The organism is Serratia sp. root2 (assembly GCF_031931805.1).
GTDB lineage: Bacteria > Pseudomonadota > Gammaproteobacteria > Enterobacterales > Enterobacteriaceae > Serratia > Serratia inhibens.
The window spans coordinates 353,867-369,102 of sequence record NZ_JAUJXB010000002.1; the positions used below are offsets into that span (position 1 = coordinate 353,867).

Below are 15,236 nucleotides of genomic sequence, written 5' to 3' on the forward strand. Positions count from 1 at the left end.
TGAAAATTAACGATAACAACGACTTCTCAGCGCCATGCGTGGCGCCCTCAGGGGATACACACCGATGAAAGCCAAAGTCCTGCCGCTGTTAATGCTTGCCGCCCTGTCCACCTCTACGCTCGCCGCCACCCCGCCCAATACGCTGGTGGTGGTGCAATCGCTGGACGATATCGTCAGCCTGGATCCGGCGGAAGCCAACGAGCTGTCCAGCATCCAGACCGTGCCCAGCCTGTATCAGCGCCTGGTACAGGCAGATCGCGATGATCCGGCGAAAGTGGTGCCGGTGCTGGCGGAAAGCTGGCAGGGCGATGCGGCGGCAAAAACCCTGACGATCAAGCTGCGCCCGCAGGCGGTGTTCGCCTCCGGCAATCCGCTGACCGCCGACGACGTGATCTTCTCCTACAGCCGCGCGGTGAAAATGAATAAGTCGCCGGCGTTTATCCTCAACGTGCTCGGCTGGCAGCCGGACAACATCGACGCGCAGCTGAAGAAAATCGACGAGCACAGCCTGCAACTGAGCTGGACGGCGGACGTCAGCCCGGCGGTGGCGCTGAACATTCTCTCCACGCCGATCGCCTCGATCGTCGACAGCAAGGCAGTGCAACCTAATGCCAAAGACGGCGACTACGGCAACGCCTGGCTGAAAATGCATTCTGCCGGCAGCGGGCCGTTCAAAATGCGCGTCTACCAGCCGCATCAGGCGATCGTGCTGGACGCCAACCCGACCTCCCCGGGCAGTAAACCCTTGCTGCACAGCATCATCATTAAAAGCGTACCGGACCCGGCCACCCGCCGCCTGCTGATCCAGCAGGGCGACGCCGATGTGGCGCGTGAGCTTGGCCCGGACCAGACCGTGGCGTTAAAAAATCAACCGGGCGTGAAGGTGTTGGAAATCCCGTCCGCCGAGCAGAACTATTTAGTGTTCAACACCGGCAACGCCGCCAATCCGCTGCTGAAAAACCCGGCCTTCTGGGAAGCGGCGCGCTATCTGATCGATTATCAGGGCATCACTCAGGATCTGCTGAAGGGCCAGTATTTTGTGCATCAGAGCTTCCTGCCGGTCGGGCTGCCGGGCGCGCTGGAAGACAACCCGTTCGGCTTCGATCCGGCCAAAGCCAGGGCGATCCTGGCCAAGGCCGGCATCACCAACGCTACCCTGACGCTGGACGTGGAGAACAAGCCGCCGTTTATCACCATCGCCCAGGCGTTGCAGGCCAGTTTTGCCCAGGGCGGCGTGAAGCTGGACCTGTTGCCGGCCGCCGGCAGCCAGGTGTATTCGCGGGTGCGCGCCAAACAGCATCAGGCAGCGATCCGTCTGTGGATCCCGGACTACTTTGACGCGCACTCCAACGCCAGCGCCTTCGCCTATAACGACGGCAAGGCCAGCACGGTAGCGGGCCTCAATGGCTGGCAGATCCCGCAACTCAGCAAACAGACGCTGGCGGCGGTGGCCGAAGCCGATCCGGCCAAACGCACTGCGCTGTACACCGCCATGCAACAGGAGCTGCAACGCAGTTCGCCGTATGTGTTTATCGATCAGGCCAAAACCGAAGTGGTGCTGCGCGATAACGTCAAAGGCTACCAGCAGGGCCTGAACGCCGACATGGTCTACTACGATCGCGTCAGCAAATAACCGGCAAGCGGCTATCGCCGGCCAATCGATTGCGAAGCGGCAAAAATCGGCGTTTTAGCGCTTGCAGTGACGAAAAGCGCGAGTATAATGCGCGACAATTTGCCAGGAGAAAGCATGAAAAACGCCATGTGTTTTGTTAGCCGCAACCGACAAAACCGACCGCCAATCGGCGGCCAACTGCCGTTGTTTCTCCTGTTGCTAAACCGATCGTTTCAAGCCCCTCGTTGAGGGGCTTTTTTTTGCCTTAAAAATTATGCCCAAGAGATTTCGGGGCGCAGCCAGGCGGCAACCGATGGAATCCCCAGGAGCTTAGTCAACTAAGTGACTGGGGGGAGAGCGGGAAGCCAACACCGCTGCGGTTCGAAAGATGACGGGCATCCCCGTGCCACGGGCATACGTCGAGGAGAGTGAAAAATGGCCAACCCGCTGTATCACAAACATATCATCTCTATTAACGATCTCAGCCGCGAGGATCTGGAGCTGGTGCTGCGCACCGCCGCCAGCCTGAAAGCCACCCCGCAGCCCGAGTTGCTCAAGCACAAGGTGATCGCCAGCTGCTTCTTCGAAGCCTCGACCCGTACCCGCCTGTCGTTTGAAACCTCGATGCACCGCCTCGGCGCCTCGGTGGTCGGCTTTGCCGACGGCAGCAATACGTCTCTGGGGAAAAAAGGCGAAACCCTGGCCGACACCATCTCGGTCATCGGCACCTACGTCGATGCCATCGTGATGCGTCATCCGCAGGAAGGCGCCGCGCGGTTGGCGACGGAGTTTTCCGGCGGCATCCCGGTGCTCAACGCCGGTGACGGCGCCAACCAGCACCCGACCCAAACGCTGCTCGACCTGTTCACCATCCAGGAAACCCAGGGCCGCCTGAACAACATCAATATCGCCATGGTCGGCGACCTGAAATACGGCCGCACCGTACACTCGCTGGCGCAGGCGCTGGCCAAGTTCGAAGGCAACCGCTTCTACTTTATCGCCCCGGATGCGCTGGCGATGCCGGCTTACATCCTGAAAATGCTCGAAGAGAAAGGCATCGAATACAGCCTGCACAGCAGTATTGAAGAAGTGGTGCCGGAGCTGGATATTCTCTACATGACCCGGGTGCAGAAAGAGCGTCTGGATCCTTCGGAATACGCCAACGTGAAGGCGCAGTTCGTGCTGCGCGCGGCGGATCTGGCCGGCGCGCGCGCCAATCTCAAAGTGCTGCACCCGCTGCCGCGCATCGACGAGATCACCACCGACGTGGATACCACGCCGTACGCCTACTACTTCCAGCAGGCCGGCAACGGCATCTTCGCCCGCCAGGCGCTGCTGGCGCTGGTATTAAACGCAGATTTGGCTCTTTAAGGGGGAACCATCATGACTCAGGATAACAAACTGCAGGTTGAAGCGATCAAGTGCGGTACGGTGATTGACCATATTCCGGCGCAGGTGGGCTTTAAGCTGCTGACGCTGTTCAAATTGACCGCCACCGACCAGCGCATCACCATCGGCCTGAACCTGCCCTCCAACGAGCTGGGCCGCAAAGACCTGATCAAAATCGAGAACACCTTCCTGACCGAGCAGCAGGCCAACCAGCTGGCGATGTATGCGCCGAAAGCCACGGTGAACCGCATCGACAACTACGAAGTGGTGCGCAAGCTGACCCTCAGCCTGCCGGACCACATCGACGGCGTGCTGACCTGCCCGAACGGCAACTGCATCAGCCGCAGCGAGCCGGTGGCGTCCAGCTTTGGCGTGAAATCCCGCGACGGCGAAGTGCATCTGAAATGCCGCTACTGCGAGAAAGAGTTCGACCATCAGGTGGTGCTGCAGGCGGATTGAAATATGCCCATTTGCCGGGAACGACGCTGTTAATCCGCTCGTCACTCCCTATAATGAGTCCCTGAAGATAATCTACCCACGTTGCTACCCAATGGATTTCGAGCCGCAGCTAGGCGGCAAGTACGAGAGTCCCCAGGAGCTGACTCAAGTCAGTGACTGGGGTGAGCGTACGCAGCCAACAACGCTGCGGTTTGAAAGACGAAGGGTATATCAGGAGAAAAAATGTCACGTAACATCAGCACTGAACTCGCCCCGGCAGCCATTGGTCCTTACGTGCAGGGCGTTGATCTGGGCAGCATGATCATCACTTCCGGCCAGATCCCGGTGGATCCGAAAACCGGCGAAGTCGCCGACGACGTTTCCGCACAGGCACGCCAGTCGCTGGAAAACGTTAAGGCGATCGTTGAAGCCGCCGGCCTGAAAGTCGCCGACATCGTGAAAACCACGGTCTTCGTGAAAGATCTGAACGATTTCGCCACCGTAAACGCCGCTTACGAAAGCTTCTTCACCGAGCACAACGCGCCGTTCCCGGCCCGTTCCTGCGTCGAGGTGGCCCGTCTGCCGAAAGACGTGAAGATCGAGATCGAAGCCATCGCCGTTCGTCGTTGATTCCACGACCCCGCGCCCAACGGTCAGCCATCGGCTGGCCGTTTTTATTTGTCCCGCCTGAAGCAACGATCCGTCAGGGTGCGCTATCAAGGATCATCGCTACCCCAATGCACCACATTTTCGCCCCATTTTAAGGCAACGCCCGCCGCGCCTGCACCCAAATCGCGCTTTCCCCTGCCTTTTTCCTGCTTTTTACGCCGGTTTTCGCCCCTTTCACATTTTGGCACATTTTATGCTCGATCCTGTTACAGCCTGCAATGTCAACGAGGTGACGATGCTAAATATCGACCTGTCCGCTTCACCGTTTTTTGATGAGATGCTTCTGGCTGAGGGGAAACACCGGGGCCACTACGAAGCTTACTGGCATTGGCTGCAACAGGCCGACCAAAAGGCCATTCAACGCAAAAGAGAAGAGGCTGCGCTGCTGTTTCACCGGGTGGGCATTACCTTTAATGTTTACGGTGAGGATGACGGCGCCGAACGGCTGATTCCGTTCGACAGTGTGCCGCGCATCATCCCCGCCGGCGAATGGGCGATGCTCGATCGCGGCATTCGCCAGCGCGTACAGGCGCTCAACGCCTTTCTGCACGATATCTATCATCAACAACACATTCTGAAAGCCGGGATTATTCCGGCGGAACAGGTGCTGGCTAACGATCAGTATCAGCCCTGCATGCAGGGGGTCGATCTGCACCGCAATATTTACGCGCATATCGTCGGCGTGGATATGGTGCGCAACGGCGATGGCCAGTATTACGTGCTGGAGGACAATCTTCGCACCCCGTCCGGCGTGTCCTACATGCTGGAAAACCGCAAGATGATGATGCGCCTGTACCCGGAGCTGTTCGCCCAACAGCGCATCGCCCCGGTCGAGCGCTACCCGTCGCACCTGCTGCAAACCCTGCGCGAAAGCTCGCCGATTAACGATCCTACCGTGGTGGTGCTGACGCCGGGCCGTTTCAACAGCGCCTATTTCGAACACAGCTTCCTGGCACAACAGATGGGCGTGGAGCTGGTTGAAAGCGCCGATCTGTTCGTCAAGGACGGTGCGGTGTTTATGCGCACCACCGCCGGGCCATGCAAGGTGGATGTGATCTACCGCCGGGTAGACGATGCCTTCCTCGATCCGCTGGCGTTCCGCCCGGACTCGATGCTCGGCGTGCCGGGGCTGCTTTCCGTCTATCGCGCCGGCAACGTGGTGCTGGCGAACGCCATAGGTACCGGCGTGGCCGACGACAAGTCGATCTACCCTTACGTGCCGGACATGGTGCGCTTCTACCTGCAGGAAGAGCCGATCCTCAACAACGTGCCCACCTGGCAGTGCCGTCACAAGAATGAGCTGTCGTACGTGCTGGCGAACCTGGAGCAGATGGTGGTGAAAGAGGTTCACGGCGCCGGCGGTTACGGCATGCTGATTGGGCCGGCGGCGACCAAAGACGAAATCGCCCACTTCCGCGCGCTGCTGCTGGCCAAACCGCACAACTACATTGCGCAGAACACGCTGGCGCTGTCGACCTGCCCGACCTTTGTCAACGACGGCCTGGCGCCGCGTCATATCGACCTGCGGCCGTTCGCCCTGAGCGGCGCGGAAATTCGCCTGGTGCCCGGCGGCCTGACGCGCGTGGCGCTGGCGCAAGGCTCACTGGTGGTCAACTCGTCACAGGGCGGGGGAACCAAGGATACCTGGGTGTTGGAGGATGACGCATGCTGAGCCGAACTGCCAGTGAACTCTATTGGATGGCCCGCTATCTGGAGCGGGCAGAAAGCATCGCCCGGGTGCTCGACGTGACCAACAAACTGTCGATGATGCCGATCCGCGACAGCGAGGATCATGATCTGCAGGTGCCGCTCAACCTGACCGGCACCGGGCAACTGTACGCCGCCGCCTATCCCGATCTGACGATGGCCAATCTGGTGAGCTTTTTTGCGCTCGACAGCCGTAACCACAGCAGCATCTACAGCTGCCTGCAAATGGGCTGGAACAACGCCCATGCGGTGCGCGGCAGCCTGTCTTCCGAGGTCTGGGAATGCATTAACGCCACCTGGATCGAAATGAAGCTGATCCGCCGCCAGGGCATAGGGTCGGTGGGCGCCGACGGCTTCTTCGATTGGGTCAAGGAGCGCTCGCACCTGTTTCGTGGCGCGATGTTCGGCACCCTGCTGCGCAGCGACGCGATGTGCTTTATCCGCCTCGGCACCCTGCTGGAGCGGGCAGACGGCACTGCGCGCCTGCTCGGAGTGAAAAACGAGTTGCTGGATAACGACAGCGATCCGGTGCGCGAGTATTACCGTATGGACACCTTGCTGCGGGCGGTCAGCGCGCGCGAAGCCTATCACAGCATCTACAAGCAACAGCTCAGCCGGGAGACCATTGCCGAACTGATGATCCTGCGTAACGAAATCCCGCGCTCCCTGCTGGCCTGCGTCGGCGACATGGTGCAACAGCTGGAGCAGATTGGCGGCAACAGTGCCAATGAGCCGCGTCGGCTGGCGCACACGCTGCACGCCGTACTGCGTTTCAGCAGCATGAAGGATCTGAACAAGGTGGGGTTGAGCGACTGGCTGGGCTTATTCCTCGGGCAGATCAACGGCATCGCGGAAAGCATCCATCACACTTATCTGGAGGCGCAATGAAACTGAACATTGAGCACAATACCCATTACACCTACGCCCAGCAGGTGCAGCGCAGCACCCAATATCTGCGTTTGACGCCGCAGGATTCGCAGCACCAGCGCATCATCTCCTGGCAGTTAACGTTGCCGGAAGACGCGGTGTGTACCACCGATGCCTTCGGCAATGTGCTGCACGTGCTGACGCTGGATCACCCGCATCAGGCGATCACCATTCAGGCCCACGGCGTGGTGGAGATTGAAGACGGCGTAGAGGACCCGACGATGGGGCATCTCTCGCCGTTGGTGTTCCTGCGCCACAGCCCGCTGACCCAACCCGACAGCGCCATCCAGGCCTTCGCGCTGCGCTATTACCAACCGGAAACGCTGCTTGCCGGGTTGGAAAAGCTGATGGGCGATCTGTTGCTGAAAATGCCTTACACGCCGGGCGCCACCGAGGTGACCGACAGCGCCGCCCAGGCGTTCGCTTCCGGCAACGGCGTCTGCCAGGATCATACCCACGTCTTTCTGGCCTGCTGCCGCAGCCTGAACATTCCGGCGCGCTACGTCAGCGGTTACCTTTACAGCGAAGATTCCGCCCACGTCGCTACCCACGCCTGGGCCGAAGCCTGGGTGGACGAGCGCTGGCACAGCTTCGACGTCACCAACAACACCCGCCTGCCGAATCAGCACCTTAAGCTGGCGGTGGGGATCGATTATCTGGATGCCTGCCCGGTACGCGGCATCAGGCTCGGTGGCGGCAGCGAGGATATGCAGACGGTGGCCGCGGTGCAGATGATGCCGGCCAGCCAGGCGCAGGGGCAATAACATCCCCTTGCCGAATGCAGCGGTTTGCGGCACGCTGGTTTTTTTCGGCGTGCCGTCATCGAGCACGGTATTATTTCGCGTTTGAAGGATTTTGGTATGACCTATTGTGTGGCCATGCGCTTGTCATCCGGGCTGGTGTTTGCTTCCGACTCCCGCACCAATGCCGGGGTGGACCATATCTCCACCTTCCGCAAGCTGCACGTGTTCCAGCAGGACGGTGAGCGCACGCTGGTGCTGCAAAGCGCCGGCAATCTGGCGACCACCCAGAGCATCATCAGCCTGCTGCTGCGCCGCAGCAAGGATGCCGATCGCCCCAACCTGCTCAACGTGCCCAACCTGTATGAAGCCGCCACGCTGGTGGGCGAAACGGTGCGCGAAGTGATCCAGCGCGACAGCGAAGCCCAGCAGAGCGGCAGCACCACCGATTTCAGTTGCAGCCTGCTGCTCGGCGGCCAGATTGACGGCGAAGAGATGCGGCTGTTCCATATCTACCCGCAGGGCAACTTTATCGAAGCCACCCGGGATACGCCCTATTTCCAGATTGGCGAAAGCAAATACGGCAAACCGATTATCGATCGGGTGCTGAATTACGATACCCCGCTGGAACAGGCGATGCAGTGCGCGCTGATTTCTCTCGACTCCACGCTGCGCAGCAACCTGTCGGTGGGCCTGCCGCTCGACGTGATGATCTACCCGCGCGACAGCTTCAGCAGCCAACAGCAGTACCGCATTACCGAAGATCACCCGCACTTCAGTGCCATTCGCAAAGGCTGGGGCGAAGGGCTGGTCAGCATTTTCAAACAGCTGCCGCCGTTGCAGCTGTAAGTTGTTTTAGGGCTCAGCATGCTGAGCCCTAAATCACCCCCTTATTCGATCGCGCAGGCGCGCAGCAGCGCCTCCAGCGGGTAGACCGCCGCAATCACCACTTCGTCACGCACCTGCGCCGCGGCATCCAATTGCTGTTGTATCTGCCCGGCTTCGGTTTTACTCAACGGCTTACCCTGCTGATAGCGCTCCAGCAGCATCAACCCCAGCGTGGACAGCGCACCGACGTCCTGCGCCACCGGTGCCAAATCCTGCAATACCCGGTTACCGACGACAGTCGTTTTCACCGCTGCAGTGTTCAATTGCCAGCGCTGCAAACGCTCGCGGATCGCCTGCGCCGCTGCGCGATCGTTTTTGTCCTTCAGCAGCGCTTCAACCTGTCGTCCCATGTCGCGTACCGCGTTGCTTTCCGGTGGCAGCGCGTCGGCAAAACGGTTCAAAGGTTCGAACTGATGATAGTTGCCGGCCTTGAATTTCAGGTGCTGGCGGGTGTAGTACTGCCCCGGCTCCACCGCCTCGGCGAGAATTTGCAGCGGCAAGATCTCCACGCTGTTCGCCAACCGGGTGAATTCGCGGGCGGTTTCGGCATGCTGCTGCAGGCCCACAGACACCACTGACCAGGCATCCACCGCCGCCAGCCGTTGATACATGTTGTTTTCATCGGTCACGTCCTGCGCCGACCACAGCCGCTCCGCGACCGCAAAGGCGCGCGGCCACAGCTTGAGATCGAGGATCGGCGCACGGACGTTTTCCGCCCACAGCGCCGCCTCGCCGCCGAGAATATTGGCCTGTTGCTTCGCCTCCGGCACCACCGGCATTGTGCCCGCCGGGATCGCCGCCAGCCTGCTGCCGCTGGTCGGGTAGCGCACGTTGCCGATCAGCGTATAGCCGCTCAGTTGGTCCTGTTGCAGCCTGAATACCGGGCGCGTCTCGCCCATCCAGCTGTCGAGGCGGAAGGTCACCTGCTGCGGCGAACGCCAGACGATATCGTGCAACGCACGGCGGGATTTACCGTTGAAGTCGATAAATCCACGCCAGCCCTGCTTGCCTTCGATCAACGTAAAACTGCCTTCTACTGCGCTGCCCTTCAGGCGCGGCATGCTGAACTGCCAGCTTTGCGCCTGCTCATCGGGCTGCACCTCGGTATCTACCCCCAGAGGCTGGGGTAAAATTTCGTTGCGATAGTGATAGGCGGTGCTCTGCGGTTGATCGAGGTAGAAACCGGTGGACAGAATGCCCTGATAGCCGTCCTGCGCACTGGCGCCAAGCGAATCCGGCCCCTGCCAGGACTGGATGACAATGGTGCGCGGCAGCGACGGATGATAAATCTCATCCCAGCCGACCATGCGCCGCTGGTGCTGTTCGAGGATTTTTTCCAGCTTTTGGTTGAAGTAGGCTTGCAGCGCATGGGTATCCGCCAGCTGATTTTTTTGCATAAACGCCTGAATGGATGCCGATGCCTTCCACTGGCTGGCATCGACTTCATCACCGCCGATATGCAGGTAGGGATCGGGGAAAATCGCCGCCAATTCGCCGATGATCGCGTCAACGAACTGATAAACCTCGTCGCGGGTCGGATCGAGCGTCGGCTTGTGCACGCCCCATTCGCGTTCCATCGGATACGGCCCCGGCGCGCTCATTAATTCCGGGTAGGCCACGGCGATACTGGAGGCATGGCCCGGCAGATCGATTTCCGGTACCACCCGGATGCCGCGCGCCGTGGCGTAAGCCACCACCTGTTGCATCTGTTCGCGGGTATAGAACTGGCCGTCGCTGGCCAGCTGTTGCAGTTTGGGGTAGCGCTCAGAGGCGAAGCGCCAGCCTTGGTCGTCGGTGAGGTGCCAATGGAAGACATTGAGTTTGGCCGCCGCCATGCCGTCGAGCTGGCGCAGAATATCCGGCAGCGGCAAGAAATGGCGCGCAGAATCCAACAGCACACCGCGCCACGGGAAACGCGGCACGTCGGTAATCGTCACCAGCGGCAGAAAGGTATTTTGGCCATCGGTCTGCACCAGTTGCAGCAGGGTTTCCATGCCGCGCAGTGCGCCGAAGCGGGTATTGGCGGTCAGCGTGGCGCCCTGCGGCGTCACCGCCAGCTTATAGCTTTCATCGCTGCCGGGCAGCGGCTGAGCGGCCACGTTGTCTTTGATGTTCACCTGTATCGCCGAGCCGTCGGCTTTTGCGGTTTGCGGCGCCAACGTCCAACCGGTCTGCAGTTCGATGCGTTGCCGCCAGCGCAGCTCCGCCTCTGCCAGATCGTCGCCCTGCACCTTAAGCGTCAGGCGGTGATCCAGCACCAATCTGCCCGCCGGCTGCGTCAGTTCGACCTGCTGTGGCCAGGGCATCAGCGGCAGCGAGCCGGCCGGTTGCGCCAACGCGCCGAGGGAAAGCAATAACGATGAAGCCAGTAGCGTATAACGGAGCAGTCTATGCATCAGAAATTCCTCGAAGGAAAAAAATCAATAAAAACAGCGAAGCTGTCAATAAAGACTGAGCATAGTTCAGATGTCCAACCGCAAAGACGAAAAACCGGGGTGGATCACAGATGCCCTCTCCCGCAACGCAGAGAGGGCTTGAGAGATTACTGCCAGCCGTAGCGGCGCACGAACCAGCCTTTCACGCACTGGGTCAGCACCATATAACCGGCCAGGATCAGCACCAGCCACGGGAAATAACCGAGCGGCAGCGCCTGCAATTGCAGGAAACCTGCCAACGGCGAGAAGGTCAGGCCGATGCCGGTGGCGATCACCGCCAGCGTCATGATGCACAGCGGCCATGAAGGGCGACTCTGGATAAACGGAATTTTGCGCGTGCGGATCATATGCACAATCAGCGTTTGCGACAGCAGCCCTTCCACGAACCAACCGGACTGGAACAGCGTCTGCATTTCTGGCGTATTGGCCTTGAATACCCACCACATCAGGCAGAAGGTCAGCACGTCAAAGATCGAGCTTATCGGCCCAAAGAACACCATAAACCGCCCCAGATCGCTGGAGTTCCAGCGCTGTGGTTGGGTAATTTGATCGTCGTCGACGTTGTCGAACGGAATGGCGATCTGAGAAATGTCGTACATCAGGTTCTGGATCAGCAGATGCAACGGCAGCATCGGCAGGAACGGCAAGAAAGCGCTGGCAATCAGCACGCTGAACACGTTGCCGAAGTTGGAGCTGGCGGTCATCTTGATGTACTTCAGCATGTTGGCAAAGGTGCGGCGCCCCTCGATCACCCCCTGCTCCAGCACCATCAGGCTTTTTTCCAACAGGATGATGTCCGCCGCTTCCTTGGCGATATCCACTGCCGAATCGACGGAAATGCCGATATCCGCCGCGCGCAGCGCCGGGGCGTCGTTGATGCCGTCGCCCATAAAACCGACCACGTGCCCCTGCTGACGCAACAGCTTGACGATGCGCTCCTTGTGCATCGGCGTCAGTTTGGCGAACACCGTGGTGCGTGCCGCCGCCTGCGCCAGCTGTTCGTCCGTCATCCGTTCGATTTCACTGCCGCACAATACGTGATCTGCCGCCAACCCGACGTCTTTGCAGACCTTGGCCGCCACCAGTTCGTTATCGCCGGTGAGGATCTTCACCGTCACGCCGCTTTTCTTCAACGCCGCCAGCGCCGGTGCGGTGCTCTCTTTTGGCGGATCGAGGAAGGCCACGTAGCCTTCGAGGATCAGATCGGATTCGTCGGCCACGCCGTATTCATGCGCCTGCGCCGGCAGGATCTTGTTGGCCACCGCCACCACCCGCAGCCCCTGCTGGTTAAGATCGTCGGTAATGCGCCGAATGCGCGCCAGCAGCGCCTCGCTGAGCGGGTGAACTTCATCTTCCTGACGCACGTGGCTGCAAATCGCCAGCATTTCCTCCAGCGCGCCCTTGCAGATCAGCTCGTGATATTGCGCGTCTTTGGCGACCACCACCGACATGCGGCGGCGTTCAAAATCAAACGGGATCTCATCCACCTTGCGGTAATGCTGTAGCGCATCCGGCTGCCGGTTCTGCTCCGCGCAGCTCAGCACCGCCACGTCGAGCAGGTTTTTCAGCCCGGTCTGGTAGAAGCTGTTCAGCCAGGCGTAACGCAGCACCCGGTCGCTGTTGGCACCGAACACGTCGGTATGACGTTCCAGCACGATTTTATCCTGGGTCAGGGTGCCGGTTTTGTCGGTGCACAGAATGTCCATGGCGCCAAAGTTCTGGATCGCGTCCAGGCGTTTGACGATCACTTTCTGTTGCGACAGCTTCACCGCCCCTCTGGCCAGGGTGGTGGTCACGATCATCGGCAGCATTTCCGGCGTCAGCCCCACCGCCACCGACAACGCAAACAGCGCCGCTTCCCACCAGTCGCCCTTGGTGTAGCCGTTGATCAACAGCACTATCGGCGTCATCACCAGCATAAAGCGGATCAGCAGCCAGCTGACCTTGCTGATGCCGCTCTGGAAGGCGTTCGGTTGTTCATCCTGGCTGGTGACGCGCTGCGCCAACTGGCCGAAGTAGGTATCGCCGCCGGTGCCGATCACCATCGCCAGCGCGGTGCCGCTTACCACGTTGGTGCCCATAAAGCACAGGTTCCGGCACGCCAGCGGATCCTCCTCCACCCCGTGCGGTTCGGCGATCTTTTCCACCGGCAGAGATTCGCCGGTCAGCGCCGCCTGGCTGATAAACAGATCCTTGGCCGACAGCACGCGCAGATCCGCCGGGATCATGTCCCCCGCCGCCAGCTTGATGACATCGCCCGGCACCAACTGGGCAATCGGCAATTCAAGGTGTTCGCTTTTACCGGTCAACGCGTCGCTGCGAATGACCGTGGCGGTATTGCTGACCATCGCTTTCAGCGCGTCCGCCGCCTTGTTGGAGCGCGCTTCCTGAATGAAATGCAGCAGCGTGGAGATCAGCACCATCAGGCCGATCACCAGCGCGCCCGTCAGGTCTTCGGTGGCATAGGAGATTAGCCCCAGCACCGTCAACAGCAGGTTGAACGGGTTGCGGTAGCAGTGCCACAAATGGCGCCACCAGGATTCCGCCTGCTGGTTCTCAATCACGTTGGCGCCAAAGCGCTGGCGCAGTTGTTCCGCCTCATGGGCGGTAATGCCTTCCGGGTGGCTATGGAAACGCTCGTAAAGCCGGGTCGCATCGGCGGCGGCGCATTCCAGCCGCTGCCGGGCCAGGCCGGCGGGCAATTCATGCGCTACGCCGCTGACGCCTTCCAACAGGGGATCGCGCCGAATCAGCCGGCGCGGCAAATTGCGGCTGAGCAGGCCCAGCAGCTGACGGGGGATGTTTTTAAGTTTCATTATTCGCACCTCGTCACCCGTAGCCTCACGGCTGCGGGTAAACGCGCAATCGCGCCGGGCAAAGCTTTCGGACACGCCAAAAAGCCTCTGCCGGGGCAGATTCTTGTATTTTTAAAAGCAGCAGGAGCGAACGACAGAGCGCGCGCGACCGGTTACCGTTTATTTCACCGGTAAAACAGCAGCGCAAAGCGGAGAGGTTTTACCGGTGAGCCGAATGGGTGTCTATTGGGGTCGGATCGGGATCCATACGGGTAATAACCTCCGGTAAATAAAAAGATCGAACGACAAGAGCGGCCGTTCAGCGCAGTACGAAGATCCCCGCATTGCGCCAAGATCCGCACCGGAAAATAGGCTATGCTGACGGGCATTCATCGTAGGCCGCCAGATTACGCCTTTTAACCTAAACGATAAGTAAACCATGCAAAACCGGCTGACCATCAAGGACATCGCCCGCCTGAGCGGCGTGGGGAAATCCACCGTATCGCGCGTATTGAACAACGAAGGCAGCGTGAGCCCGCAAACCCGTGAACGGGTAGAAGCGGTGATCCGCCAGCAGGGGTTTACGCCGTCCAAGTCGGCGCGCGCCATGCGCGGGCAGAGCGACAAAGTGGTGGGGATTATCGTTTCCCGCCTCGATTCGCCGTCGGAAAACCAGGCGGTGCGCACCATGCTGCCGCTGCTGTATCAGCAGGGTTACGACCCGATCGTGATGGAAAGCCAGTTTGAAACTCGCCTGGTGGAAGAGCATCTGCACGTGCTGCAACAACGCAACGTCGACGGGGTGATCCTGTTCGGTTTCACCGGCCTGACGGCGGCCATGCTCAGCCCCTGGCAGGAAAAGATGGTGGTGCTGGCGCGCGAATACGAAGGATTTTCCTCGGTTTGCTACGACGACGATGGCGCAGTTCGGCTGCTGATGGAACGCCTGCAACAGCAGGGCCACCGGCATATCAGCTATCTGGGGGTGCAACTTGCCGATGCCACCACCGGCCTGCGCCGCCATCAGGCCTATCTCGACGCCTGCCGCCAGCAGCGGATCACCCCGAGCGTCGCTCTGGGCGAACTGAGCTATCAGAGCGGTTTTCAACTGGCCGCCGAAGTGATTGGCCCGCAGACCACCGCGCTGGTGTGCGCCTCCGACACCATCGCCCTCGGTGCCATCAAATACCTGCAACAGCAGCACATCGCCCCGCTACAGGTCTGCGGCATCGGCAATACGCCGCTGCTTAACTTCCTGTTCCCCGAGACGTTTTCGGTAGAACTGGGCTACGGCAGCGCCGGGTTGCAGGCCGCCCAACAGCTGCTGGGCCAGCTCAGCGGCGAACAGGGCATCCGCCAAATCATCGTGCCCAGCAAACTCGCCTGACGGCGGGGTTTGCCCGCATAATTCCCCTATCCGCATCCTCGGTTCTTGCCCACATTCGGTGGGCATCAATTCATCGCCATTTTGTATCAGCCACCACACAACAACGAATAGCCTTTCCTGATTGACCTCTGTCGCCCACAGCAACAAGATACTGGTTAAACATACAGTACTTATTGTGTGTTCCAGCGGTTTGGCAGCACACGGAACGTGAACACCGATAGCCATTAGCCAGAATGGGCGGAAGGATAC

At 60.1% G+C, this 15,236-nt stretch carries 11 protein-coding genes; 9 read left to right on the plus strand and 2 right to left on the minus strand.

All coding sequences use genetic code 11. The features are described 5' to 3' along the window. Positions 1-64: 64 nt before the first annotated feature. The 8 genes from QZQ97_RS15335 to QZQ97_RS15370 all read left to right on the plus strand — a co-directional run bounded on the left by QZQ97_RS15335 (position 65) and on the right by QZQ97_RS15370 (position 8,331). Positions 65-1,633 (plus strand): ABC transporter substrate-binding protein, encoded by a 1,569-nt coding sequence (locus QZQ97_RS15335; RefSeq protein WP_311994172.1) that lies wholly within the window; start codon positions 65-67, stop codon positions 1,631-1,633. 414 nt (positions 1,634-2,047) lie between these two features. Next, positions 2,048-2,983, plus strand: coding sequence for an aspartate carbamoyltransferase (gene pyrB / locus QZQ97_RS15340; RefSeq protein ID WP_126479957.1), 936 nt, complete (start codon positions 2,048-2,050; stop codon positions 2,981-2,983). A 12-nt stretch (positions 2,984-2,995) separates the two neighbouring features. Further along, on the plus strand, positions 2,996-3,460 hold the full coding sequence (gene pyrI, locus QZQ97_RS15345) for an aspartate carbamoyltransferase regulatory subunit (RefSeq protein ID WP_013811322.1): 465 nt from the start codon (positions 2,996-2,998) through the stop codon (positions 3,458-3,460). A 222-nt stretch (positions 3,461-3,682) separates the two neighbouring features. After that, on the plus strand, positions 3,683-4,069 hold the full coding sequence (ridA, locus tag QZQ97_RS15350; protein WP_006323354.1) for a 2-iminobutanoate/2-iminopropanoate deaminase: 387 nt from the start codon (positions 3,683-3,685) through the stop codon (positions 4,067-4,069). A 274-nt stretch (positions 4,070-4,343) separates the two neighbouring features. Continuing rightward, positions 4,344-5,780 (plus strand): circularly permuted type 2 ATP-grasp protein, encoded by a 1,437-nt coding sequence (locus QZQ97_RS15355; RefSeq protein WP_311994173.1) that lies wholly within the window; start codon positions 4,344-4,346, stop codon positions 5,778-5,780. Beyond that, positions 5,774-6,703: an alpha-E domain-containing protein gene (locus tag QZQ97_RS15360; RefSeq protein ID WP_311994174.1), complete on the plus strand. Its 930-nt coding sequence runs from the start codon at positions 5,774-5,776 to the stop codon at positions 6,701-6,703. Before QZQ97_RS15355 ends, QZQ97_RS15360 begins: the two co-directional genes overlap by 7 nt. After that, positions 6,700-7,506, plus strand: a complete 807-nt coding sequence (locus tag QZQ97_RS15365) for a transglutaminase family protein (protein WP_311994175.1) — start codon at positions 6,700-6,702, stop codon at positions 7,504-7,506. The genes QZQ97_RS15360 and QZQ97_RS15365 overlap by 4 nt, the downstream gene beginning before the upstream one ends. 96 nt (positions 7,507-7,602) lie before the next feature. After that, on the plus strand, positions 7,603-8,331 hold the full coding sequence (locus QZQ97_RS15370; RefSeq protein WP_013811319.1) for a proteasome-type protease: 729 nt from the start codon (positions 7,603-7,605) through the stop codon (positions 8,329-8,331). Positions 8,332-8,372: 41 nt separating this feature from the next. Here QZQ97_RS15370 and QZQ97_RS15375 read toward each other — a convergent pair whose 3' ends face one another. Continuing rightward, a complete protein-coding gene (locus QZQ97_RS15375; RefSeq protein ID WP_311994176.1) occupies positions 8,373-10,766 on the minus strand; it encodes a beta-N-acetylhexosaminidase in 2,394 nt (797 codons plus the stop codon). A 146-nt stretch (positions 10,767-10,912) separates the two neighbouring features. Then, a complete protein-coding gene (mgtA, locus tag QZQ97_RS15380) occupies positions 10,913-13,621 on the minus strand; it encodes a magnesium-translocating P-type ATPase (RefSeq protein ID WP_311994177.1) in 2,709 nt (902 codons plus the stop codon). Between the two features lie 418 nt (positions 13,622-14,039). On the opposite strand from mgtA, the gene treR reads away from it, so the two are divergent. Beyond that, complete coding sequence (treR, locus tag QZQ97_RS15385; RefSeq protein ID WP_126479949.1) at positions 14,040-14,987, plus strand: trehalose operon repressor TreR; 948 nt, start codon at positions 14,040-14,042, stop codon at positions 14,985-14,987. Positions 14,988-15,236 lie beyond the last annotated feature (249 nt).

Bases quoted from the DNA above. Each gene is read 5' to 3' on its own strand.
- QZQ97_RS15335 (WP_311994172.1), top strand. From the start codon at position 65: ATGAAAGCCAAAGTCCTGCCGCTGTTAATGCTTGCCGCCCTGTCCACC.
- pyrB (WP_126479957.1), top strand. From the start codon at position 2,048: ATGGCCAACCCGCTGTATCACAAACATATCATCTCTATTAACGATCTC.
- pyrI (WP_013811322.1), top strand. From the start codon at position 2,996: ATGACTCAGGATAACAAACTGCAGGTTGAAGCGATCAAGTGCGGTACG.
- ridA (WP_006323354.1), top strand. From the start codon at position 3,683: ATGTCACGTAACATCAGCACTGAACTCGCCCCGGCAGCCATTGGTCCT.
- QZQ97_RS15355 (WP_311994173.1), top strand. From the start codon at position 4,344: ATGCTAAATATCGACCTGTCCGCTTCACCGTTTTTTGATGAGATGCTT.
- QZQ97_RS15360 (WP_311994174.1), top strand. From the start codon at position 5,774: ATGCTGAGCCGAACTGCCAGTGAACTCTATTGGATGGCCCGCTATCTG.
- QZQ97_RS15365 (WP_311994175.1), top strand. From the start codon at position 6,700: ATGAAACTGAACATTGAGCACAATACCCATTACACCTACGCCCAGCAG.
- QZQ97_RS15370 (WP_013811319.1), top strand. From the start codon at position 7,603: ATGACCTATTGTGTGGCCATGCGCTTGTCATCCGGGCTGGTGTTTGCT.
- QZQ97_RS15375 (WP_311994176.1), bottom strand. From the start codon at position 10,766: ATGCATAGACTGCTCCGTTATACGCTACTGGCTTCATCGTTATTGCTT.
- mgtA (WP_311994177.1), bottom strand. From the start codon at position 13,621: ATGAAACTTAAAAACATCCCCCGTCAGCTGCTGGGCCTGCTCAGCCGC.
- treR (WP_126479949.1), top strand. From the start codon at position 14,040: ATGCAAAACCGGCTGACCATCAAGGACATCGCCCGCCTGAGCGGCGTG.